The organism is Variovorax paradoxus (assembly GCF_024734665.1).
GTDB lineage: Bacteria > Pseudomonadota > Gammaproteobacteria > Burkholderiales > Burkholderiaceae_C > Variovorax.
The window spans coordinates 540,940-563,181 of the sequence record NZ_CP102931.1 but is presented as its reverse complement, the minus strand read 5'-3'; the positions used below and the strand labels follow the sequence as shown (position 1 = coordinate 563,181).

Annotated in this window: 19 protein-coding genes and 1 tRNA gene; 15 read left to right on the top strand and 5 right to left on the bottom strand. The window is 67.2% G+C overall.

Annotated features, from left to right (window positions below; all coding sequences use genetic code 11):
* The first annotated feature begins 3 nt into the window (after positions 1-3).
* From NWF24_RS02640 to NWF24_RS02615, 6 genes are all read left to right on the top strand, one after another.
* Entirely contained in the window at positions 4-1,512 is a 1,509-nt protein-coding gene (locus NWF24_RS02640; protein WP_258352867.1) for a VWA domain-containing protein, read from the top strand.
* A gap of 54 nt (positions 1,513-1,566) precedes the next feature.
* Positions 1,567-1,643, top strand: a tRNA-Met gene (locus tag NWF24_RS02635).
* Positions 1,644-1,723: 80 nt separating this feature from the next.
* Complete coding sequence (locus NWF24_RS02630) at positions 1,724-2,128, top strand: DUF2946 family protein (RefSeq protein WP_258352866.1); 405 nt, start codon at positions 1,724-1,726, stop codon at positions 2,126-2,128.
* 116 nt (positions 2,129-2,244) lie between these two features.
* Positions 2,245-2,862 carry an SCO family protein gene (locus NWF24_RS02625; protein ID WP_258352865.1) on the top strand — a complete coding sequence of 206 codons (618 nt, stop codon included), beginning with the start codon at positions 2,245-2,247 and terminating at the stop codon, positions 2,860-2,862.
* A gap of 33 nt (positions 2,863-2,895) precedes the next feature.
* The gene (locus NWF24_RS02620) at positions 2,896-3,372 is read left to right on the top strand and encodes a copper chaperone PCu(A)C (RefSeq protein WP_258352864.1); all 477 of its coding nucleotides are present in this window, start codon (positions 2,896-2,898) and stop codon (positions 3,370-3,372) included.
* Positions 3,373-3,666: 294 nt separating this feature from the next.
* The gene (locus tag NWF24_RS02615; RefSeq protein WP_258352863.1) at positions 3,667-4,140 is read left to right on the top strand and encodes a hypothetical protein; all 474 of its coding nucleotides are present in this window, start codon (positions 3,667-3,669) and stop codon (positions 4,138-4,140) included.
* A 218-nt stretch (positions 4,141-4,358) separates the two neighbouring features.
* Here NWF24_RS02615 and NWF24_RS02610 read toward each other — a convergent pair whose 3' ends face one another.
* A complete protein-coding gene (locus NWF24_RS02610) occupies positions 4,359-5,999 on the bottom strand; it encodes a 3-(methylthio)propionyl-CoA ligase (RefSeq protein ID WP_258352862.1) in 1,641 nt (546 codons plus the stop codon).
* Between the two features lie 122 nt (positions 6,000-6,121).
* Here NWF24_RS02610 and NWF24_RS02605 point away from each other — a divergent pair, with 122 nt between their 5' ends.
* The 5 genes from NWF24_RS02605 to NWF24_RS02585 all read left to right on the top strand — a co-directional run bounded on the left by NWF24_RS02605 (position 6,122) and on the right by NWF24_RS02585 (position 9,648).
* On the top strand, positions 6,122-6,793 hold the full coding sequence (locus tag NWF24_RS02605) for a nitroreductase (protein WP_258352861.1): 672 nt from the start codon (positions 6,122-6,124) through the stop codon (positions 6,791-6,793).
* Between the two features lie 38 nt (positions 6,794-6,831).
* A complete protein-coding gene (locus tag NWF24_RS02600; protein ID WP_258352860.1) occupies positions 6,832-7,626 on the top strand; it encodes a phosphodiesterase in 795 nt (264 codons plus the stop codon).
* Between the two features lie 64 nt (positions 7,627-7,690).
* A complete protein-coding gene (locus tag NWF24_RS02595; protein ID WP_097197945.1) occupies positions 7,691-7,936 on the top strand; it encodes a hypothetical protein in 246 nt (81 codons plus the stop codon).
* 17 nt (positions 7,937-7,953) lie between these two features.
* Positions 7,954-8,733, top strand: coding sequence for a helix-turn-helix domain-containing protein (locus tag NWF24_RS02590; RefSeq protein ID WP_258352859.1), 780 nt, complete (start codon positions 7,954-7,956; stop codon positions 8,731-8,733).
* Between the two features lie 36 nt (positions 8,734-8,769).
* Positions 8,770-9,648 carry a DMT family transporter gene (locus tag NWF24_RS02585; RefSeq protein ID WP_258352858.1) on the top strand — a complete coding sequence of 293 codons (879 nt, stop codon included), beginning with the start codon at positions 8,770-8,772 and terminating at the stop codon, positions 9,646-9,648.
* Between the two features lie 9 nt (positions 9,649-9,657).
* Here NWF24_RS02585 and NWF24_RS02580 read toward each other — a convergent pair whose 3' ends face one another.
* The 4 genes from NWF24_RS02580 to NWF24_RS02565 all read right to left on the bottom strand — a co-directional run bounded on the left by NWF24_RS02580 (position 9,658) and on the right by NWF24_RS02565 (position 16,950).
* Positions 9,658-10,827, bottom strand: a complete 1,170-nt coding sequence (locus NWF24_RS02580) for a GGDEF domain-containing protein (protein WP_258352857.1) — start codon at positions 10,825-10,827, stop codon at positions 9,658-9,660.
* Positions 10,828-10,886: 59 nt separating this feature from the next.
* A complete protein-coding gene (locus NWF24_RS02575; protein ID WP_258352856.1) occupies positions 10,887-12,065 on the bottom strand; it encodes an acetyl-CoA C-acetyltransferase in 1,179 nt (392 codons plus the stop codon).
* A 102-nt stretch (positions 12,066-12,167) separates the two neighbouring features.
* Positions 12,168-15,965: a patatin-like phospholipase family protein gene (locus NWF24_RS02570; protein WP_258352855.1), complete on the bottom strand. Its 3,798-nt coding sequence runs from the start codon at positions 15,963-15,965 to the stop codon at positions 12,168-12,170.
* Positions 15,966-16,167: 202 nt separating this feature from the next.
* Positions 16,168-16,950 carry an SDR family NAD(P)-dependent oxidoreductase gene (locus tag NWF24_RS02565; protein WP_093056669.1) on the bottom strand — a complete coding sequence of 261 codons (783 nt, stop codon included), beginning with the start codon at positions 16,948-16,950 and terminating at the stop codon, positions 16,168-16,170.
* Between the two features lie 105 nt (positions 16,951-17,055).
* Between NWF24_RS02565 and NWF24_RS02560 the strand changes: the two genes are divergently transcribed.
* The 4 genes from NWF24_RS02560 to NWF24_RS02545 all read left to right on the top strand — a co-directional run bounded on the left by NWF24_RS02560 (position 17,056) and on the right by NWF24_RS02545 (position 22,237).
* Entirely contained in the window at positions 17,056-19,734 is a 2,679-nt protein-coding gene (locus tag NWF24_RS02560; RefSeq protein WP_258352854.1) for a LuxR C-terminal-related transcriptional regulator, read from the top strand.
* Between the two features lie 181 nt (positions 19,735-19,915).
* Positions 19,916-20,731: an AP2 domain-containing protein gene (locus NWF24_RS02555; RefSeq protein ID WP_258352853.1), complete on the top strand. Its 816-nt coding sequence runs from the start codon at positions 19,916-19,918 to the stop codon at positions 20,729-20,731.
* Between the two features lie 242 nt (positions 20,732-20,973).
* Positions 20,974-21,783, top strand: coding sequence for an AP2 domain-containing protein (locus NWF24_RS02550; RefSeq protein WP_258352852.1), 810 nt, complete (start codon positions 20,974-20,976; stop codon positions 21,781-21,783).
* A gap of 73 nt (positions 21,784-21,856) precedes the next feature.
* Entirely contained in the window at positions 21,857-22,237 is a 381-nt protein-coding gene (locus NWF24_RS02545) for a hypothetical protein (protein ID WP_093056673.1), read from the top strand.
* The last annotated feature ends 5 nt before the right edge of the window (positions 22,238-22,242 follow it).

The following is a 22,242-nucleotide window of genomic DNA, read 5'->3' as shown; positions in this document are numbered from 1 at the left end:
TTCATGACCCAAGCTTTCGTTCCCAGGTTTCGCCGCCCGCTCGTCGTGCTGCTGTGCGCCCAACTGCTCCTGACCGCCTGCGGCGCCACCGAGCCCCCTGCCGTTGCCGGCGCCACGCGCTGGCCCACGCCCGCACCCGACAGCCGCTTGCAGGTAGCGCAGACGGTGCCGAACTTCGAGGCGCCGTCGGCCACGCACTGCGCGAGGCCGGTCCAGACCTACGAGACACCGGGCATGGCGCGCGTTTCCGAATTCCGGCGCGAACCCGCGGGCACCGATGCGTTGAAGGACTACTCGCTGCGTCGCCCTGTGGCGCCTTCGGTTTCGGCGGCGAAATCCATGCCGGCTCCCGCAGCGGAGGCCCGCGCCGACGCCGCCATCGCGGAAGTTCCACCGGCACCCGCTACACCGGCAGCCCCCGCGGCACGCATAAGCGGCGGCCTCCAGCCGCCAGCCCAGGCCCCGCGCCCCGCCAACGAGCCCGTCACCGCCGGCATGGTCGACGACAACGCCGACTTCAGCGAATACCTGGCCTTTCGCGGCCGCACCCAGGTCGTTCACCGCGAGCGCGACATCAGCGCGCGCTACCTGCTCCAGGTGCGCGACGCGCGCGGCGCAGTCGTGCCCGATGCCGAAGTGGCCGTGCAGGCCGCGAACGGCGCCGCCATGTGGGCCCGCACCGATGCGGGCGGGCGCGCATGGCTGCATCCGAACGCCTTCGACAAGGCGCAGAGCCCGGTGTACGAAGTGACCGTGCGCAAGAACGGCCGCCAGAGCACCGCCTTCCTGCAGCGTGGCCAGAAGAACGCCATCGACGTCGTACTCGACGGCAAGGGCGCCGTGCCCGCGCGCGCCCGGCTCGACCTGGTCTTCCTGATCGATGCCACCGGCTCGATGGACGACGAGATCGCGAAGCTCAAGACCACCCTGCGCACGATCGCCGACCAGGTCGCCAAACTGCCGAGCCGCCCCGACACCTGCTTTGGCCTGGTGGCGTATCGCGACCGCACCGACGAATTTCTCGTGCGCCGCCACGACTTCACCAACGACCTCAACGCCTTCCAGGGCGTGCTCGATGCGCTGCGTGCTGCAGGCGGCGGCGACTACCCCGAGGCGATGAACGAGGCCCTGAACGAAACCATCCACAAGATGAGCTGGCGCGGCAACGGCACCACGCGCCTCGTGGTGCTGCTGGCCGACGCTCCGCCGCACCTCGACTACGGCGGCCCGCATTACGACGACGACATGGTCGCCGCGCTGGGCAAGGGCATCAAGGTGTTGAGCGTGGGCGCCTCGGGGCTCGACAAGCAGGGCGAATACATCCAGCGCCAGATCGCGCAGTACACCGGCGGACGCTTCGTGTTCCTGACCTACAGGGAAGCGACCAACCCGGCGAGCGGCCCGGGAACGCAGACGGTGCACGACGTCGGCAACTACTCGGTGCAGACGCTGGACAAGCTGATCGTGCGGCTCGTTTCCGAAGAATTGGGCAAGTTGCCCGCGGGTGGTTGAACTGGGCCCTCAGCCTGGGCTATAATTTTGGGCTCGGTGCAAATCAGCACTGACGGCTCTTTAGCTCAGTCGGTTAGAGCGATGGAATCATAATCCACAGGTCCGCGGTTCGAGTCCGTGAAGAGCCACCAACAAAACGAAAAAGCCTTGTGAGTCAATGACTTACAAGGATTTTTTCTTTACCGAGCATGCTGACCGATAATCCGCGCCGATGCTCGCGCCTTCCCTCGCCACACCGAACCCGCCCGCCGCCCGAGCGGGCCTGCGGTGTCCGGGCGTGGACCTGATCCGCTGGGTGCTGCTGTGGTTCGCGCTGTCGCTCGGCGCGGCCATCGCCTCGCCAGTCGTGCATCCGCAGACCGTGGAACTGGTCTGCTCGAACGCCGGCTCGGTGAAAGCCATCGTGCACACCGACGACGGCGCGCAAGAGATGGGCGCGGGCCACATGGACTGCCCGCTGTGCGTGCTCAACGGAGCCCCGCCCGCGACAACACCCATCGTCGAGCTGCCCGCGCTCATGCCGCTGGCTCGCGCAGTCCAGCCGATTCCGTCCGCGCACATCGCCGCGGTCACTGCGGCGCCCTTGCCGGCGCGCGGGCCTCCTTCGCTCTCCTGACGCTTCTTCAGTTCTTGCGCGCGTGATGCTGCCGCCTCGGTCGAGGCTCGCCCATCGCGTGTGTTCCTGCAATGAATCCATCGGCACCCGCACCTGTGCCGAAGAGAGCTTTTTCAATGATCCACACACCCCATCCAACAAGGCGCTTCCTGCTGCTGTCCGTCGGCAGCCTCGCCGCACTCACGACCCTCGCAGCCTGCGACAAGGTGCTGCCCGCCAGCTTCAACGGCGTCGACATCACCGGCGCCAGATACGCGCAGGACTTCCGCCTGACCGACGCGGACGGCCATGAACGCACGCTGGCCGACTTCAAAGGCAAGGCCGTGATGATGTTCTTCGGCTTCACCCAGTGCCCCGACGTGTGCCCCACAGCACTCGTGCGCGCGGCAGAAATCAAGCGACTGCTCGGCGCGGACGGCGAGCGCCTGCAGGTGATCTTCGTCACCGTCGACCCCGAGCGTGATCTGCCTGTCGTGCTCAAGGCCTACACGCAGGCCTTCGACGCCAGCTTCATCGGCCTCTATGGCGACATGCAGCGAACCAGCGAGACCGCGAAAGACTTCAAGGTGTTCTACAAGAAAGTGCCCACGGGCTCCTCGTACACCATGGACCACTCGGCCTTCAGCTACGTGTTCGACCCGAAGGGAAAGATCCGCCTCGTGCTGCGCCACGAACAGAGCGCGGAAGAATGCGCGCAAGACCTTCGCCAGATCCTTCAGACCGCATCCGCCTGACTTCCATCACTTCAACTCCAGGAGATTTCATTCATGAAAAACCCCATCGCACGCACCCTCCTCATCGCCACCGCCGCATTGCTCGCCGCACACGCCCACGCCCAGGTCACCGTCAAGGACGCCTGGGTGCGCGCCACCGTGCCGCAACAGAAGGCCACCGGCGCATTCATGCAGCTCAGCGCCGCGAAAGACACCAAACTGGTCTCGGCAAGCTCGCCCGTCACGCCCGTCGTCGAGGTGCACGAAATGGCCATGCAGGACAACGTGATGCGCATGCGCCAGGTCCCCGCGCTCGACCTGCCCGCGGGCAAGAACGTCGAGCTCAAGCCCGGTGGCTATCACGTGATGCTGCTTGACCTCAAGCAGCAGGTGAAGGAAGGCGACACCGTGCCGCTCACGCTGGTGTTCGAAGGCAAGGACGGCAAGCGTGAATCCGTCGAAGTGAAAGCGCCAGTGCGGGCGCTCAATGCCTCTGCGCAGCCCGCGGGACACGGCGGTCACAAGCACTGAGCAAGCGCGTCGACTGCTTTCTCTGAACCCCCAGAACCCGGCCAGAGGAAATACCCTGTTTCGGTGATGGCGCTCGACCGGCCGTCCTACAAGAATTGTTGACAAATATTCACAATTCACACCCTTCTCGACCAACACCCTCGCGGGCTGGATTGGTCCGAGGCGCATGAGTTGTCCAGGAAGTCGGGGGGCGTTCTTGCCGCCCCTGCTTTGGCTGGACGGCATGACGCGGCTTTGAGGGCCGGGGAAAACGTAGACAGGGGATCTTCGGTGCCGCTCAGTTACCTTCTTCAGTTGGAACACGCTCGCCTGCCGATGCACGTGACGGACGCGCAGGACGTGCGACGCGTTTCCGTCCTGAAAGCAACCGGCCTGATCGAGGCCGCCATCGACCCTGCTTTCGACACCGGGGGCAGCTACAGGCTGGCGCAGGCGGCGCTGGTGGTCTGCATCACCGACGAGGGGCACGCCGAGATCGACAACCTGCGCGGTCGCAGCGCCAGCAACACCGACGCCCCACCGAAGCCGGCACGCATGGGCATCGAACCGCTGCACTACCTGCGCATGATCGAGCGTTCGACATTCCCGCTTCGCGTGGACGACGCGCAGGAGATCAACTGCATCGAGGCGCTGAAGCAGGCCGGGTTCGTCGATGCGGCGATCAGCCCGGTGCTGGCGTGGAAGGAGAGCCGCGAGCCACAGGAGCTGGCGGTGATCCGGCGCATCACGCCGTTCGGGCGGGCTCAGCTGGCGCGGGGCACCAGCTAGTTTCGCGGTGTCCAGTTATAGGAGGGAGTCGACGCCGATCGCCCCTCCTGTTTGTATACATACGCACCCACCCTATGCCTTTCGGCCTCCCCCATCGACGGGCTGCCTATTCAACAGGCAACGTGGTGGGAAGCCACGCCAATCCTCGCTTCGCCTCTGCGCCTCCACCCACAACTCACAGAGTTGTCCACAGAAAAATCTAACAAGTCATCAAACCGTCAAACAGATGTCGTCGCAACGTAACCTTTGAACTGCTCGCGCAGCTTGGTCTTCAGCAGCTTGCCGGTGGCTGTATGCGGCAGCGTGTCGACGAAGACCACGTCTTCCGGTAGCCACCACTTCACGACGCGCTGTGCAAGGAAAGTGAGCAGTTCCTCGCGCGTGACTTCGACACCCGCACGCTTCACCACGATGAGCAGCGGACGCTCCTGCCACTTCGGATGCGCGATGCCGATCACCGCCGCTTCGGCCACTGCCGGGTGCATGCTCGCGGCGTTCTCCAGGTCGATGGAAGAAATCCATTCGCCGCCCGATTTGATGACGTCCTTCGCGCGGTCGACCAGTTGCACGTAGCCGTCTTCGTCGATATTGGCGACGTCGCCTGTCGGGAAGAAGCCCTCGGCGTCGAGCACCGGGCCGCCCTCGCTCTTGAAGTAGCCGCTCGCAATCCACGGGCCGCGCACGTGCAGATGGCCGAAGGCCTTGCCGTCGTGCGGCAGGCGCTGGCCGTCCTCGCCGACGATCTTCAGCTCCACGCCCCACACGCCGCGGCCCTGGCGCATCTTCACGCGCATCTGCTCTTCCTTCGGCATCGACAGGTGCTTGGGCAGCAGGTTGCCGATCACGCCGATGGGGCTGGTTTCGGTCATGCCCCAGCCCTGCACGAAGTCGGCGCCGAAGTCGCGCTCGAAGCGTTCGATCATGCTGCGCGGCGTGGCCGCACCACCCACGCCGATGCGCTTCAGGCCAATGGCGCGCGTGTCGATTTCGGGGTGCGCGTCGAAGTACTGGAACAGCATGAGCCAGATGGTCGGCACGGCCTGCGAGAAGCCGACCTTCTCGTCGCGCATCAGCTCGTACAGGCTCTGGCCGTCCATGTGCGGGCCGGGCATGACGAGCTTCATGCCGGTCATCGCGGCCGCATACGGCATGCCCCATGCGTTGGCGTGGAACATGGGCACCGCGAGCAGCAGCGTCATCTGCGAGTTGACGCCGAAGGTGTCGGGCGCGCATTCCATCAGCGAGTGCAGCACCGTGGAGCGATGCGAATACAGCACGCCCTTCGGATTACCGGTGGTGCCCGATGTGTAGCAAAGCGACGAGGCGGTGCGTTCGTCGAACTCGGGCCAGGCGTAGGTCTCGCTCTGCGCGCCGATGAGCTCGTCGTAGCACAGCAGGTTGGGCACGTCGATGGTGGGCATGTGGGCACGGTCGGTCATCGCGATGAAGGCGCGCACCGACTTCAGGCCGGGGGCGAGCTTCTCGACCAGCGGAGCGAAGTTGGCATCGAAGAACAGCACCTCGTCTTCGGCGTGGTTGACGATGTAGTCGATCTGCTCCGGAAATAGCCGCGGGTTCACCGTGTGCAGCACCGCACCCGAACCCGACACGCCGAAGTACAGCGCCAGGTGGCGGTACGTGTTCCACGCGAGCGTGCCCACGCGGTCGCCGGGTTCGATGCCCAGCGTCTTCAGCGCGTTGGCCACCTGCTTGGCGCGGCGCTGTATCTCCGCGTAGTTGGTGCGATGCACCGGCCCCTCCACCGTGCGACCCACGACTTCGGCATGCGGGTGGAAGGTGGCCGCGTGGTCGATGAGCGACGAGATCAGCAGCGGGCGGTCTTGCATCAATCCGAACATGTTTTGTCTCCTGTACGCTGGGGCGATGCTAGGCAGCCGCCACTCGGCGCCGCATCGTCGGAACGGACGATTGAGGTCGTTCGAGGGTTGCCCCTAGCATGGCCCTTCAAGAGGACTTTTGCATGAACGTTCAGGACGCCATCGCCACCCGCCGCTCGGTGCGCGACTTTCTCGACACGCCGGTGCCCGGCGATGTCATCCGCCGCGTCGTCGAGCAGGCGCTGCGCGCGCCTTCGGGCGGAAACCTGCAGCCGTGGCACCTGCATGTGGTGGGTGGAGAAAAACTCGCCGAGCTCAAGGCGATCATGCGCACGCGCGTGCAGGAGGCGCCCACCGGCGAAGGCAGCGAGTACGACATCTACCCGCGCGAGCTTGTCGCGCCATACCGCGACCGCCGCTTCGCCGTGGGCGAGGCGATGTATGCGCGCCTGGGCATTCCCCGCGAAGACAAGGCCGCGCGCCGCGAATGGTTTGCGCGCAACTACCAGTTCTTCGGCGCGCCGCTCGCGCTGTTCTGCAGCGTCGACCGCCGCATGGGCCCGCCACAGTGGTCCGACCTGGGGATGATGCTGCAGAACGTGATGCTGCTGCTGCGCGGAGAAGGGCTCGACAGCTGCCCGCAGGAGTGCTGGGCGATCTACCCGCAGACCATCGGCCAGTTCATCGCCCTGCCGCCCGAGCGCATGCTGTTCACGGGCATGTCCATCGGCTATGCCGACCGCAGCCGACCGCTCGATGCGCTGGTGACCGAGCGCGCGCCGCTGGCCGACGTGGCCGAGTTCGTCGGCATCTGAATCCACCGGAGGGAACGGATCGTGCTTGATGATGCGGCATGCTCATCGCACAGATCTCCGACCCCCACGTCCGCCCCGCCGGCCAGCTCTACCAGGGCGTGGCCGATTCGAACCGAATGTTCGAGGAAGCCATCGACCACCTGCACGCGCTCGACCGCAAGCCCGACCTGGTGCTGCTGACCGGTGACCTTGTCGACGACGGCCGGCCCGAGGAATACGCACAGGTGCGGCACCTGCTCGCGAAGCTGACGATTCCGTACCTCGTGATTCCCGGCAACCACGACCACCGCGAGAACTTTCGTGCGGCCTTCGCGGACCACGCGTACCTGCCGGCCGAAGGCGCGCTGCACTACTGCATCGACGACCACGCGGTGCGTATCGTGGCGCTGGACTCGTGCATTCCCGGCCTTCACCATGGCGGCATCGATGCGCAAGGATTGGAGTGGCTGCGGCGCACGCTCGAAGCCGACCGCATCAAGCCGACGCTGCTGATGCTGCATCACCCGCCCTTCGTGAGCGGCATTCCCTACATGGATACGTACCGCTACATGGACACGGCGCCGCTCGAGGCCATCGTGCGCGGCGCCCCCAACATCGAGCTGGTGCTGTGCGGCCACGTGCACCGCACCATGCTGCGGCGCTGGGCGGGCACGGTCGTGTGTTCATGCCCGAGCAGCACGACCGAGATCGCGCTGCAGCTGGCCGCCGATGCGGCGCCGGCCTCCTACATGGGCCGGCCCGGCTGCATGCTGCATCTGTGGGACGAGGTGCACGGCATGGTGAGCCATGTGAGCCACATCGGGAAGATGCAAGGGCCTTATCCGTTTGCGTGAGGCTGAAGCTCAGCATCTCTTCAGGCAGAGCGGACAGAATCCGGCAAATCGACAAGGAGACGTGATGCAAAAGCAGCCCTACTGGTTTCCCGCCAAGCGCTACGGCTGGGGCTGGGGCCTGCCCAACTGCTGGCAAGGCTGGGCGGTGATGGCCGTGTACGGCCTGCTGGTGGTGACGGCTGTGTTGTCCATCCGCCCCGAACGGGAACCCCTGCTGTTTTTCGCGGCCCTCATGGGGCTGACCATCGCGCTCGTCGCCGTCTGCTGGATCAAGGGCGAGCCACCGCGCTGGCGCTGGGGCGAAAAGTAGTCGACGGCCATCCAGTCATGCCACAGGAACGCACCCTCCTCTACACCGGACACGAGTTCACGGTCGAGCACGTGCGCTCCCACGCGCAGCAAGGGCCTGACTGGAGCATCCCCTACACGCTGGAATCGCGGCGCATCATCTTCCCGGTGGGCCGCACGGTGCTAGATGTGCGCACGGGCAACGGCACCTGGCTGGTCGACGGGCTCACCGCCATGCAGTTCTGCGACGCCATGGTCTATCAACTGCGGCCGGTGGTGCATGCAGCCCGACACAGCATGGTCGTCAGTCGGCATCGGCCGTCTCGCGCAGATGCGGCGCCGGTGTTCTGCCTGCTTTCACCACGGTCGCTGTACCGGGTTCACGCGGCGCAGCGGCAACTGCGTGCGGGCGATGCCGGTGCCGATGCCATCGCTTCACTGGTCGATGAACTCGGCATGTCGCGCCGGCAACTGCCGCTGACGGGTGCGGTCATTCGCGCGAAGCGGCTGCTCGCGGAAACCGCCGACCGGGAGGCGAAGCTCCCGATGCGCGAAGTGGCCGACGCAGTCTCGCGCTCGCCATTCCATCTGGCACGCAGCTTCCGGCAGCAGACTGGCCTGAGCCTTCATCAGTACCGCCAGCATCTGCGGCTCGCAGTAGCCATGGAGCGGCTCGTCGATGGCGACAGCGACCTCGCGGGCATCGCGCACGACCTCGGCTATTGCAGCCAGAGCCACCTGGGCGCGGTGTTCCGCCGCGAAGTGGGCGTGACGCTGGGCGAAGCCCGCCGCGTGCTCGCCGGCAGCGCACGAATTTGATAGCCGCCGCGCGGCGCGATCGCGAGACTCGCCGCGATGATGGATCGCAATCTTTCCGCCGGCCTGCTCGCCGCGCTGGCCGCAGCCTTCATCGGCAGCGCCTGGCAACTCGTTTCGCGCCACGGCGTGACCACCACGCTCGGGCCGATGGAACTGGCGCTGATGCGCTACGGCATCCCCGCACTGCTGCTCGCGCCGCTGTGGTTCGGCAGCAAGCGCATCGCGCCGAAGGCTTCGCGGCTGGTGCTCGCGCTGCTAGTCATCGGCGGCGGCCTGCCCTTCGGACTGCTGGTGCTGGCCGGCGCGCAATGGGCGCCCGCGAGCCACATGGGCATCTTCATGGCAGGCAGCCTGCCGCTCTTCACAGCCATTGGCGCGTGGCTTCACAAGGGGCAGAAGGTCGAGGGCCTCAGGCTTGTTGGGCTGGCCTGCATTGCCATCGGCATGGCGCTGTTCGCTGCGGGGAGCTTTCGCGGCGGCTCGCTCGACTGGCGCGGTGATCTGCTCTTCCTTGCGGCGGCCATGTTGTGGGCCGTGCACTCGCTCGCGTTCGCGCACTGCGGGCTCACGCCGTGGCAAGGCGCGGCGTTCGTGAACGGGTGGTCGGCGCTGACGCTTTTGCCTGTGCTGCTGATCGTCGGTGCACCGCAGCTGCTCAGCGCGCCATGGCCCGATATCGCGCTGCAAGCCACGACGCAAGGCGTGGTCGCGGGAGTGCTTGGGCTGGTGGTCTACATGGTGGCCGTCGCGCGGCTCGGCGCGCCGCGCGCGTCGCTGTCGGCGGCGCTGGTGCCGGTGCTGACCACACTGGGCGCGGCGGTCTGGATGAACGAACCGATCACCGGCGCGGTGCTTCTGGCCCTGGCGCTGGTGGTGCCGGGGATCGTGCTGGCGAGCGGTGCGGTCCGGCGGTGACAACGACCCTCAGGCAGCCGCAATCACCTGATCCCGCCCCATCGCCTTCGCGCGATACAGCGCCGCATCGGCCAGCGCCAGCACATCGTCGACGCCAGTGCTGCCTGTACCGCTCTCGCTGGCCGCCACGCCGATGCTCACCGCCATCGAGCCGACGGCGGCCATCGGCGAATCGGCCGGGAACGGTTCGTCGATGTTCTGCTTGAGGCGCGCGGCGATCTCCATCGCCTCGGTCTTGCCCACATCGGGCAGCAGCACCACGAATTCTTCGCCGCCGTAGCGCCCGAGCAGGCCCTTGTCGCCGATGGCGCGCTGCATGCGGCCGACCGCCTCGCGCAGCACCGCGTCGCCCATCTGGTGGCCGAAGCGGTCGTTGATGTCCTTGAAGTGGTCAAGGTCCACCATCAGCAGCGCCATGCGCCGGCGGCCCGAGGTAAACACGGCGCCGCATGCATCCAGCACCGCACGACGGTTGAGCGCACCGGTGAGCGGGTCGCGCGTGGCCAGGTATTCGAACTCGGTGTGCACCCGGTCGGTGGCCATGAGGATGACGGCGATGGACAGCAGCAGCACGGTGAACGAGTACATGCTGATGTAGAGCGCCTGGATCCATGTGCCGTCCATCAGGCTGCTGCCAGCCAGCCCCGCCACTACCGACACGAAGCGCAGGCCGGCCACCAGCGCCTGCGCCAGCAGCAGCCCGATCATCAGCCGCTTGCCGAACACCCCGCCCTCGTGGCGCATGTACAGCTGGGCGTGGAAGAAAAACAGCGCCGACACCGCCAGGGTAATGAGCAGCAGGCGGGTCTCGAAGTCGGGCTTCACGCTGCTGAACCAGAACATGGCCAGCGCCAGGCAGCCGTTCAGCACCGTCCAGCCCCGGGTGTCGCGCCGCCCGAGCAGGAATTTCTGGCTGCCCGCGTAGTACAGGATGCAGGCCTGGTACAGCACGAAGTTGGCGACGACGATCGTGAGGAAGTCCGGAAAGAAGCCGCGCGCCGCAAACAGCATGGTGCTCACGAACGCCATGAGCGGCGCCCGGGACCACTCGTCCAGCCCCTGGATGGTGGCCGGGTAGCTGCGCCGCATGAAGAACATCACGAGCGCCATCACCACGCCCATGAGCCCCGCAAGAATGATGACGGAGCGGGGGTCGAGGATGGCTGGCAGGGCGCCCATGGGGCCCGATTATGTTGGCATCGCCGATCCGGGCGCCCCGCAGCGCGGGCGCGCCGCGCTCAGAGCCGCTCGACGATGGTCACGTTGGCCATGCCGCCGCCTTCGCACATGGTCTGCAGGCCGTAGCGCTTGCCGCGCTGGCCGAGCGCGTGGACCAGCGTGGTCATCAGCTTGGTGCCCGAGGCGCCAAGCGGATGACCCAGCGCGATCGCGCCGCCGTTCACGTTCAGCCGGGCCGGGTCGGCGCCCAGTGCCTGCAGCCAGGCCAGCGGCACCGGTGCGAAGGCCTCGTTGACTTCGTACAGGTCGATGTCCTCGATCTTCATGCCCGCCTTCTTCAGCGCGCGCTGCGTGGCGGGCAGCGGTGCCTCCAGCATGATCACCGGGTCGTGGCCCATCACGCTCATGTGGTGGATGCGCGCGAGCGGCTTCACGCCCAGCGTCTTCAGGCCGCGCTCGTTCACCACCAGCAGGCCGCTCGCGCCGTCGCAGATCTGGCTGGCGGTGGCGGCGGTGCAGCGCCCACCTTCGGCAATGAGCTTGACGGCCGCGATGCTCTCCAGCGTGGCGTCGTAGCGGATGCCCTCGTCGGTGGTGTGCAGCTCGCCGGGCTCGGTGCCGTCGGCCATGCGCACCGCAATCGGCACGATCTCGCGCTCGAAGAGGCCGGCCTGGGTGGCGGCAATGGCGCGCTTGTGGCTTTCGAATGCGTAGCGGTCGAGCTCGTCCTTCTCGATGCCGTAGTTCCTGGCGATCATCTCGGCGCCGGTGAACTGGCTGAACTGGATGTCGGGATAGCGTTGTGCCATGAGCGGGCTCACGTAGAAGCCCAGGCCATTCTTCAGCGGCAGCGTACTGGGCATGCCCATCGGCACGCGCGTCATGCTTTCCACACCGGCGGCGATGACGATGTCCATGCTGCCCGACATCACGGCCTGCGCCGCGAAGTGCAGCGCCTGCTGCGACGAGCCGCACTGGCGGTCGACCGAAGTGGCCGGCACCGATTCGGGCAGCTTCGACGCCAGCACCGCGTTGCGCGCGATGTTGGAAGACTGCTCGCCGGCCTGGTCGACGCAGCCCATGATGACGTCCTCGACCAGCGCGGGGTCGGCGTCAGTGCGCTCCACCAGGGCGTTGAGCACCTGCGCGGCGAGGTCGGCCGGGTGCCAGCCGGCAAGGCGGCCGTTGCGGCGGCCTCCGGCGGTGCGTGCGGCGGCGACGATGAATGCTTCGGGCATGGGGAATTCTCCGGCTGGGTCTGGGGTTTGGAGAATTGTTGGCGCCGTGCCGCGGCGCAGCGTCGTCGGAACGGACGATTTTGGACTCCCGCTTTGCGTCCCCTACTTCGCGGAGAGTGACGCCGAGGTCGGAATCCAGACCTCGACGGTGCGGTTGCTCGGCTTGAGTCGGGGGGACAGCGGCTCCACAGACCAATTGGCATCGCGGCGCAGCGCGTAGGCGCAACCGATCGATGCCTTGTCGTGATAGCGCACCGTGGGTTGGCTCACCTGCCTCGGCGGCGGGAGGTTGTTCTTGCGCGCCGACTCCGTGACGTTCTCGATCGGAGGCACGCTGGCGCCCATGCCCTGCCAACCCTCACGATAGGTGCGTGCGGCGTCTCTCTGGCTGCCGTCGTAAATCTGGATGTAGACCTGCACGCCCTTGCAGATTTCACTCTTCGGGCCCTCGCTGCCAGACGTCGCCGCAGGTGCCGAGGTGGCTCGCGCCGTCACGGCAGCAGCCGGTGCAAGCGGCGCGGCGGGAGGTGGCGCGGCGGAAGGCGGCGATGCGGCAGGTACAGCCGGGGCGGGCGCGGAAGCCGCCGGCGCGGGCGGCGGCGCCGGAACCGGCGCATTCACGGGAGGAGCACCCACCGCCGGCGGAGCCCCGGCTGGCTTCGTCTCTACCGTGGGACATGCGCGACGCTCACCAAGACCGTCCGATTTCGACGCTCCTGCATCCTTCCCGGACGGCGAAGCGCTCTGATCGCCAGCCTCTCCGTAATCCGTCAGATAGTGATTACGGGCCACAAGCAATTCGGCACGGAAAGAACTGCAAAGGTGCATGCCATCGAGCGGCGCCGCGGCCGAATAGTCATAGCCCCAATAGCGCGGCAGCGGCTCCTTGGCGACCTTGTCCGGCCCCTGTTTGAGGCAGGCGGCAAGCCCGCTCTGCGCCTCCGGATGCTCCGCCTCCACAAGCCCCTTGCAAGCGCGAGAAAAGACATAAGGCACCACCTTGCTGCACTCGGCGAGGGTGTCTGCGTAGATGCGCTTGGCCAGCTCGGAGCGCTTGAACCAGTCCACCTCGCCGGCCGGGCACAGCGTGTCCGCGGTCTTGAGAAGTTCGCTGGCCAGCGCCTCGAGCTGGGGAGCGACCTGCATGGGCCTGGCATTCGCAGGAAGAGCCACGGGCAGCTTGCTCCAGAGATCGCTCAGTTCATCGAGCGCCTTGCGCTCCCTGTCCACGCGGCTGGCACTCCCCACCTTCACGCTGTCGATCGCCTGCCACGCGGACACACCCAGCGTCGCCGCCGCGCCCAGCCCGATCGACGCGCCCACCGCCGTGGCGCCCACGCTGCCGATGATGCGTCCGCGCGCCGTTTTTTCGTCGCCGTTCAGCGCAGCGCCCGACAGGGCCACCGAGCAGTCGTCCGGCACGAAATGCGCCGGTTCGTTCTTGACGCAGTCCGCGCGCAGAGCTTCGATGAATGCCGGGCTCAGGTCTTGCGCCAGGACCTGCCCGAGCCGGAAGTAGCTCTCCCATTGCGCTTCCGAGAAGAACTGGTCGGCGGTCGTTTCCTGGGGAAAGGTTGGCGCTGCCCGCTTGAAGTTCTGAAGATCGATGGGCAGGCCCTTGCACATGTTCGGCTTGACGATCAGCAGGATTCCGCGCTCCCGCGTCAGCTTCGGCCCGACCTCCACAACTCCGTCCCTGTCGGCGTAGTTGATCCGGGCCACCGCCAGGCAGGCATTGCTCGCGTTCGAGGCCAGCTCCTGCAGCGAGCCGAATGCGTGCAGCGCACCGTAGAAGCCCGAGGGCTCCGACGCCAGCCCTCGCGGAACCTCGCCCGGCAGTGCCCGCCGGGGCCGCAGGAACTCGATGTCGGCCTGCAAGTCGATGCGCGCCTTGCGCACCAGGTTTTCGACATCGCCGAAGGTGTAGTCGGGGTCGGCTCCGCAATCCACCACGACGATGACTTCCGCGCGCTCCGAGAGCAACGCGTAGGCGCCGGTGTTCTCGAAATGCCCGCCATCGGTCATGAACCAGTCGCGGCCTTCCTTGCCCTCGAAAATCGCCAGCGTCTCGCGCATCAGGCCCCACGACTTGGTCAGGAAATCCGACCAATGCTTCTTGTCTTTCTCCGGCTGGCGCCACCAGTAGCCCAGCCGCACGCCCGCGAACACGAGCAGCGCAGCCACGCCGCCGCGCGTGAGCTTGCCCAGGCCCGGTGCCACGGCGGCACCCGACACGGCCATCCAGCTGCCGAGCGTCATCGGCGTGTCGCTGCCTTTCAGCTCCTTCCACTCTTCCTGCCCCACTCGCATGAGGCCGCCCGATGCCACGGTCAACGACAGGCCGCGGCGGTCCTGGTTGAAGAGCTGCCCCCTCGGGTCCTTGGTCTGGTTGAGGCACACATTGAGCAGGTGGACCGGTCCTCCTGAGGCCTGCGGCTTGTAGTGCGCAAGATCGGCGTCATCGTCCGCAACGATGGTGTTGACCGAGGCGGTGTCCAGGTTTGGCGGGAACACGGCCGGCACAGAGTCCAACGCCCCCAGAACCCCGTACGCGCCCTGCGCCGAAGGCTGGCCGAAACGCTGCGCGTTGGCCGCACCCAGATAGCTGCGGATCAGCCGTGCCCGATAGAAGGCATGCAGCGACGAGAGGTTCAGGAACGCCGGCGTCTTGCCCGTGCACCAGAGATAGCTCACCACTGGCACCAGCAGCAGCCCCCAGATGCGCCATGCATCGGAAAAAGCCAGGTCCTGGCGCGGCACGAACAGCCCGCCGAGCACGGCCTTGTACACCAGCGACACCCACCACGCGAACAGCAGGAAGGCCAGCAAATAGCCCAGCAGATGCGCAATGGCCATGAGGGCCTTCGACGTCGACCGCCCCGGCACCAGGTTCGACGCCAGCGGCAGCACCACACGCAACACTGCCGCTGCCATCGCGAGATAAATGCCCGCGCTCGCCAGCCCGATCTGCTGGAACGCCACGTGCCATGCGAGCCGATCGGCCAGCCCGACCGCCAGCACGACGATCAGCACGCGAAAACTGAAGGCGAGCTTGTTCGTCAGGAGGTTCCGCGCCTTGTCGGGCTGCGGCTGGTGGGTGCCGCGGTCCTCGGACTCCGTCAACACGCCATCCGCCAGACGCACGGCAAAGAACCAGACGGCGATCAGCACGCCGAAACCGCTCCAGAGAAAGTTCCTGAGATCGTCGCCGGTCTCGCTGCGGATATCTCCGAATGTCAGGCCCAGCCCAAGCAGCAGGGCACTCGCGACAAGCACGCCCAGGCAGATCCTCCAGACGCCGCCTTGCTGGCGCGTGGCCGCCACCCACGGCACGGCCCAATATGCCGACGCATGGACCAGCACGAACACCCCGACCACCGGCAGCGCCAGCCAGACCACCGGCGTCCACGACGGCAGCCACTCGGCCAGCCACTGGAAGTAGCCCGCGATGCCGGGCAGGTACCCCACTTCCGCCATGCCCCACCAGACCACCAGATTCAGCGCTGCAAGCGCGAGCCCCGCCAGCACGGACACCAGGCCCAGCTCCACGTGCACGCCGAGCAGGTTGCGCAGGTACAGCGCCACCGCGAAGGTGCGGTCGAGCGGCCCGCGCGGAATCAGGTAGCGACCGTTGGCGCGCAGCCACCAGATGAACCAGCTCGACCCTGCCTTGCCGACTTCGTCCTGGATGCGATCGAGATCCGCGCGATTGCGCGCCCGGCTGAAGAGCCGCCCGAGCATGGAGGCGGCATAGCCGCCGCCCGACACCGAAGACATCAGGTCGAAGCGCAGCAACGCCCCTCGCCGCGCGAGCGCGCTGAAGACGCCGAGGCAGAAGGTTGCGCTGCGGATGCCACCACCCGAAAGCGCAAGCCCCCACTTTTGGGTCGAACCTGTCAAGGCAGGATCTCCCAGTGCGGCACGGCGCCTGGCCACCTCTTCGTCGATAGCGCTCATCGAATTCCCCTCCAGTGGCACCTGGTGCGGCCGATGCGTCGGCCGGCCATGCTGCCTCTGGCTGCGAATTCAATCGGAAGGTGCGCACCTGCACATCCCCCATAAGAGGTATGTCCGAGCGCGAGAGTGCGGAGGGTCGAACCGCTCAGCGCGGCGCCATGCGGATGGCGCCGTCGAGCCTCACGCTTTCGCCGTTGAAATACCCGTTGGTGATCATCAGCTCCGCCAGCGTCGCGTATTCCGCCGGGTTGCCCAGCCGCTTGGGGAATGGCACCGACGCCGCCAGCGCGGCCTTCACGTTGTCGGGCGCGCCCTGCAGCAGCGGCGTGTCGAAGATGCCCGGCAGGATGGTGTTCACGCGGATGCCCTCGCTCATGAGGTCGCGCGCAATCGGCAGCGTCATGCCGACGATGCCGGCCTTCGACGCGGTGTAGGCGGCCTGGCCCATCTGGCCGTCCTGCGCCGCCACCGAGGCGGTGTTGACGATGGCGCCGCGCTCGCCGTCCTGCAGCATGTCGAGCGTGAGCATGCCGGCCGCCGACTTGGCGATGCAGCGGAAAGTGCCGACCAGGTTGATCTGGATGATGCGGTCGAAATTCGCGAGCGGAAAGTGCTTGATCTCGCCCGTGGCCTTGTCGCGGCTTGCGGTCTTCACCGCGTTGCCGGTGCCGGCGCAGTTGACGAGCACGCGCTCCTGGCCGTGCGCCGCGCGTGCCTTGGCGAAGGCCGCGTCGACCTGCTCTTCGGAGGTGACGTCGACCTTGCAGAAGACCCCGCCCAGTTCTTTGGCCAAGGCTTCGCCCTGCTCGGCGTTGAGATCGAACAGCGCGACTTTCACGCCGTGGCTGGCAAGGCGGCGCGCGGTGGCGGCGCCGAGCCCCGAGGCGCCGCCGGTGACGACGGCTGCAATGCTGGAATCGAGTTGCATCTGCTGGTGTCCTTGAGGTGTCTTGACGGGTTTGTCCACAGCCAGTTTAGGAAGCAGAATCAGCCGCACACATCGTCGGAAACGACGGGATTTCAGCAGCACCGCATGCAGTCCCCCACACCCCGGATTCTCGAAACCAAGCTCAACCCCCCGGCCTTCGTCGCCACGCAGGTGCTGCGCACCGCTATCAGCGAGGAGATCGCCTCGGCAGCCGTGAAGCTGGTGCTCGTGCGGGCGCCGGCCGGCTTCGGCAAGACGACAGCCATGGCGCAGATTCGCGAGCGCATGGAGGCGCAGGGCATTGCCACCGCGTGGCTCACGCTGGACCGTGCCGACAACGACGTATCGCGTTTTCTCGCCTGCCTGGCCGAGGCCGTGCAGCGCCTGGGTGTGGAAGAGCCGCTCGCCAATGCGCCCTTCGATGCTGTGGCCGCGCTGGCCGCGCACGACTCGCCTTTCACGCTGTTTCTCGACGATTTCGAAAGAGTGCAGGAGCCGGCCGTGCTGGGGCTGGTGCGCGAAATCATCGAGCACCTGCCGCGACGCGGGCAGATCGTGATCGGCTCGCGCAGCCTGCCCGACCTGGGCCTGGGGCGCCTGCGCGCGCGCGGCCAGCTGATGGAGATCGACACCGACCGCCTGCGCTTCAGCCTCGAAGAAACCAGCGCCTTCTTCAGCCTGCGCCAAGTGCAGGCAACCCAGGCGTTGCCGGCCGACATGCTGTCGCAGCTGCACCGCAAGACCGAAGGCTGGGTGGCCGCGATCTGGCTCGCGTCGATGGCGCTGGAGCGGCATGGCACCACGAGCGGTTTTGTCGAACGCTTTTCAGGCTCAGACCGCGCCGTGGCCGACTACCTGGCCGAAGACGTGCTCGCGCACCAGCCGCAGGAGATACGCGACTTTCTGCTGCGCACCAGCATCCTGCGGCAGCTCGACGCGTCGGTGTGCCAGGCGCTGTGCCCGCGCGTGGACTGCGCGGCCATCCTCGAACGGCTGGCCGCGTCGAACCTGTTCGTCACGCCCGTGAGCGGCGACGGCGATGCATGGCGCTATCACAGCCTGTTTGCCGACTTCCTGCGCGCGCAACTGGCGCGCGAGCAACCCGGCGAGCTGGAGCGCCTGCACCTGGCGGCGGCGGGCTGGTACGAAGCGCATGACCGCCCCGTGCCTGCCATCGACCATGCCATCGAAGGCGGCGACCACCCGTATGCGCTGACCCTGCTCGACAGCTACGCGACGCAGTTCCTCGAACAGGGCCGCATGCGCATGCTGGCGCGCTGGTTCTCGGCCATACCCGAGCATCAGCTGCGCGAACACCCGTTCCTGCAGCCCATCTCGCTCTGGGCCACCTGCTTCACCCATGGCCCATGGGATGCGATGCGGCAGCTCGAGCAATCGGGCTGCCTCGACAGCCCCATTGCCGAAGTGCGCGCCAGCGCCCACACGCTGGTGCCCCTGCTGCTGGCCATGCAGGACCGGCACGACGAGGCCTACGAAGCCGGCCGCCCGAGCCTGGCGCGCCTGCCCACCGGCCTGGCCTTTGCCGACAGCGTGCTGCTCAACGCCATGTCCCACATCCTGGCCGTGCGCGGCGACCAGCAGGAAGCGCGGCGCCTGCTCGACGTGGCTCGGCGCGAGCAGGGCAACAGCACCTTCAACCGCATGTACACCGAGTCGCTGGCGGGCCTGTTCGACCTGCACGAAGGCCGGCTGCGGCAGGCCACCGCGCGGCTGCGCATGGCGGTCGATTCGACGCATGCGGTGTCCTACAACCACAGCCACGGCAATGCATGGGCCGGCGTGCTGTACGCAGGCGCCGTGTACGAAACCAACCAGCTCGTGCAGGCCGAGCACCTGCTGAACGTGTACCTGCCGCTGGCGCGCGACGTGGGCCTGCCCGACCACATGATCCTGAGCCATGTGATGCGCTCGCGCCTCGCCTTCCATGCGGGCGACATCGACGCGGCCTTCCAGGCCCTGACCGAGCTCGAATACCTGGGCCACCACCGGCAGTTGCCGCGCGTGGTGGCGGGCGCCAAGCTGGAGCGCTCGCGCATGCTGCTGCTGCAGGGCAACGGGCCCGCCTCGCACGACGAGCTGCTGCGCGCCGACGACCCCGCGCTGTGGGAACGCGAGCAGCGGCAGCGCCTGCCCGCGCACGACCTCGACTACCTCGCGCTGGCGAAGGCACGCTGGGAGATCACCTTCGGCGATGCGCGCGCGGCGCTGGGCGTGCTCGACGCGGAGCTGCACGCCGCGCTGGCCTCGGCCCGCAACCGGCGCGTGCTCAAGCTCAAGGTGCTGCGCGCGCTGGCGCTGCAGCGTGTCGGCGACGTGACCGCCGCCGTCGATGAATTCGGCGAAGTGCTGCAGACGGCAAGCCAGGAAGGGTTCATGCGGCTGATCCTCGACGAAGGGCCGGCCGTGGGAATGCTGGTGCATCGGTATGCGGCGGCGCAGCATGAAGGCGCGCGCAGCAGCAGCACCAACGACCCGATCCTGGCGGACCATCTGCAGCGGCTGCTGCAAGCCGTGGGACCGGCGGTAGCAGGCGAAGCGGAGGCGCCGACCGGCGACAACGCCATGAAGGAGCCGCTGACGCGCAAGGAAATCCGCGTGCTGCAGTTGCTGGCCGAGGGCTACTCGAACAACGCGATGGCGGAGAAGCTGTTCGTGTCGGACAGCACGGTGCGCACGCACCTGCGCAACATCAACATGAAGCTGGACGCGAAGAGCCGGACGCAGGCGGTGGCGATCGCGCGCAGGCTCGGGGTGATCAGGTAGCGGCCTGCCCGGCTCTCGATGTAGAACTTTGTTCTTCAGGCGTGACTTCGGCAGTCACGATTACTACGGATTCCGGTGATACCCCGGCCGCCTCGCAATCCCTAGCATCCCTCTCAGGAACCGCGCCTTCCGAACGCTGCGGTACCGCAAGCAACAGAGAGCGACGCAAGCCGAAGCCACCATGCCCAAAGGTATTCCCAACCCCGCCGCCATGTATGGCATCTACCCTCGTGCCTGGGGCTTCGAGGTGTCGATCGTGCGCAATGGCACGCGCTACTACAAGCAGTTCGGCCGCGCCAGCTACGGCGGCGAGGAGCAGGCGCTGCTGCAGGCACAGAACTGGCGCGACGGCGTGGTGCGCAGCGTGCCGCCGGTGCCGCGGCGCACCCGGGCCGAGAAGCTGCGGATCAACAACACCACCGGCGTGTCCGGCGTCTTCTGCCAGGTCGCCTCGGGCGGCAGGGTGCGCGCCTGGGTTGCCAAGACCTACATCGGGCAGGACGAGATCCTGCGCACCGACTTTCCCGTGAACCTGGTGGGCGAGGCCGCTCAGGCGCTGGCCATCGAGGAGCGCGAGCGACAGCTGGAGCGCATGGCGGGGCTGGCAAAGCTGCATCCGGCCGAGGAAACGATCCGCAAGAGCCCGCCGGCCAGCCACTCCGAACTGCTGGCGCCCAAGCGCTCGAAGTCCGAGATCAGGCGCAGCACCAATTCCAGCGGCGTGAGCGGCGTGCATTTCAAGGCGCCCAACCCGGGCCACCCGGGCTACTGGCTCGCCATTACCTACACCGCGGGCAAGGGCAGCGTGAGCAAGGCCTTCTCCATCAAGGAGCACGGGCCCGAGAAGGCCAAGCTGCTGGCCATCGAGGAGCGCGAGCGCCAGCTCGAGCAGAAGCTGATGCCGAAAACCTCCACCGCCGACTTGCTCGTCATTCCCTTCCGGCAGGAGACCCGGCAGACCGCCCAGGCCGCCGCCGAGGCGAGGCCGCAGCAGTGAGAGTGCAGCCCCTCGGGACCGGCCTCGTTCGCGCGAGGGCCGGTGAAAATGCACGCCCTATCCCCGGTGCTGTTCCCGGCGCTATCCCCCGCTTTGTCCCGGGCATGACCGCTTCCGCGGAATCGTCATGGCGCTTCGGCCAAAATAGCTGCGAAATGCGCGCGCCGATGAGCGACGAGCAGATCGGGGAGCCCATCAGACTCAGTAAAACTGAGCGCAAAAGTAGCAGCATCACGTCGAGAATGCCCAAAGGTATCCCCAACCCGGCAGCCATGTACGGCATCTACTCCAGGTCCTGGGGTTTCGAAGTTTCCATCGTTCGCAACGGCGTTCGCCATCACAGGCTGTTCGGCAAGGCCAGCTATGGCGGCGCGGAACAGGCCCTGCTCCACGCGCAGGACTGGCGCGACTTCATCGTGCGCAGCGTGCCGCCGCAGGCGCGCCGCGAGCGGGCCGAAAAACACCGCACCAACAACAGCACCGGCGTGACGGGCGTGTTCCACCATCTCGCGCCGGGCGGCCGTGTGCGGGCGTGGATGGCCAAGACCTACATCGCGCCCGACGAAATTCTTCGCACCGACTTCTCCGTCGCGGACCTGGGCGACGACGCGCAGGCGCTGGCGATCCAGGAGCGCGCGCAGCAGCTCAAGCGCATGACGGGCCTGGCGCGCATACACCCGGCCGAGGAGGCGATCCGCATGGGGCTGTCGGCCCATCCGCCCGGGCCGCGCACGGCAAAGCGCTCCAAATCCGAGATCACCCGGCGCAACAACACCAGCGGCGTGAGCGGCGTGCACTTCAAGACGCCCAACCCCAGCCATCCCGGCTACTGGCTGGCCATTACCTACAGCACAGGCAAGGGCAGCGTGAGCAAGGCGTTTTCGGTGAAGGTGCACGGCGCCGAAATGGCCAAGAGCCTGGCCATCGCCGAGCGGACAAGTCAGCTCGCCGAGAAGCTGCGCGCCGAAGAAGAAGCTGCGGCCCAGCCAGCCTCGCAGCGCAAGCCGCGCGCACGGGCGGCGGCATCCAGCGCCAAGCGGAACAACGGATGAAGGCTCTGCACGAAACCGGCTTCGCCGAAGCGGCGAAGCCCGAAAGCTGCTGCGTGCGCGGAGCGGCCCACCCATGACGACGCACAAGCAGCTCCACCAGTTGCTGCGCGTGGCCTCGCATCTGCTGGACCAGGCCGCAGCGGATGTGCGGGCCACCGGCCTCGACCCCGTGGACGAGAACATCCAGCGCATCGGCCGCGCGCTGATCGAGGTGATCGAAGTGCAGCGGCAGATCTACGCCGCGCAGCCCGAACTGCAGCCCAAGTCGCTGGCCGCGTCGGCGCGCGAGAACGATGCCAACCGGCTCTTCACCCAGTTCACGCTGGAAGCGCTGGAGCTGGAAGACGCCGGCCACACCGACGCGGCGCGCGAGAAGTACACGCAGTTCATCGGCCTCTCGCCGTCGTACCCCCACCGCGAGATTGCACGGGCGGAGATCCGGCGGCTGTCGTGACTGAA

Excerpts from the sequence above, each read along its gene's own strand:
- NWF24_RS02555 (WP_258352853.1), top strand. The coding sequence starts at position 19,916 with ATGCCCAAAGGTATTCCCAACCCCGCCGCCATGTATGGCATCTACCCT.
- NWF24_RS02585 (WP_258352858.1), top strand. The coding sequence starts at position 8,770 with ATGATGGATCGCAATCTTTCCGCCGGCCTGCTCGCCGCGCTGGCCGCA.
- NWF24_RS02595 (WP_097197945.1), top strand. The coding sequence starts at position 7,691 with ATGCAAAAGCAGCCCTACTGGTTTCCCGCCAAGCGCTACGGCTGGGGC.
- NWF24_RS02580 (WP_258352857.1), bottom strand. The coding sequence starts at position 10,827 with ATGGGCGCCCTGCCAGCCATCCTCGACCCCCGCTCCGTCATCATTCTT.
- NWF24_RS02620 (WP_258352864.1), top strand. The coding sequence starts at position 2,896 with ATGAAAAACCCCATCGCACGCACCCTCCTCATCGCCACCGCCGCATTG.
- NWF24_RS02625 (WP_258352865.1), top strand. The coding sequence starts at position 2,245 with ATGATCCACACACCCCATCCAACAAGGCGCTTCCTGCTGCTGTCCGTC.
- NWF24_RS02545 (WP_093056673.1), top strand. The coding sequence starts at position 21,857 with ATGACGACGCACAAGCAGCTCCACCAGTTGCTGCGCGTGGCCTCGCAT.
- NWF24_RS02560 (WP_258352854.1), top strand. The coding sequence starts at position 17,056 with ATGCAGTCCCCCACACCCCGGATTCTCGAAACCAAGCTCAACCCCCCG.
- NWF24_RS02565 (WP_093056669.1), bottom strand. The coding sequence starts at position 16,950 with ATGCAACTCGATTCCAGCATTGCAGCCGTCGTCACCGGCGGCGCCTCG.
- NWF24_RS02550 (WP_258352852.1), top strand. The coding sequence starts at position 20,974 with ATGCCCAAAGGTATCCCCAACCCGGCAGCCATGTACGGCATCTACTCC.
- NWF24_RS02600 (WP_258352860.1), top strand. The coding sequence starts at position 6,832 with ATGCTCATCGCACAGATCTCCGACCCCCACGTCCGCCCCGCCGGCCAG.
- NWF24_RS02605 (WP_258352861.1), top strand. The coding sequence starts at position 6,122 with ATGAACGTTCAGGACGCCATCGCCACCCGCCGCTCGGTGCGCGACTTT.
- NWF24_RS02610 (WP_258352862.1), bottom strand. The coding sequence starts at position 5,999 with ATGTTCGGATTGATGCAAGACCGCCCGCTGCTGATCTCGTCGCTCATC.
- NWF24_RS02575 (WP_258352856.1), bottom strand. The coding sequence starts at position 12,065 with ATGCCCGAAGCATTCATCGTCGCCGCCGCACGCACCGCCGGAGGCCGC.
- NWF24_RS02640 (WP_258352867.1), top strand. The coding sequence starts at position 4 with ATGACCCAAGCTTTCGTTCCCAGGTTTCGCCGCCCGCTCGTCGTGCTG.
- NWF24_RS02630 (WP_258352866.1), top strand. The coding sequence starts at position 1,724 with ATGCTCGCGCCTTCCCTCGCCACACCGAACCCGCCCGCCGCCCGAGCG.
- NWF24_RS02590 (WP_258352859.1), top strand. The coding sequence starts at position 7,954 with ATGCCACAGGAACGCACCCTCCTCTACACCGGACACGAGTTCACGGTC.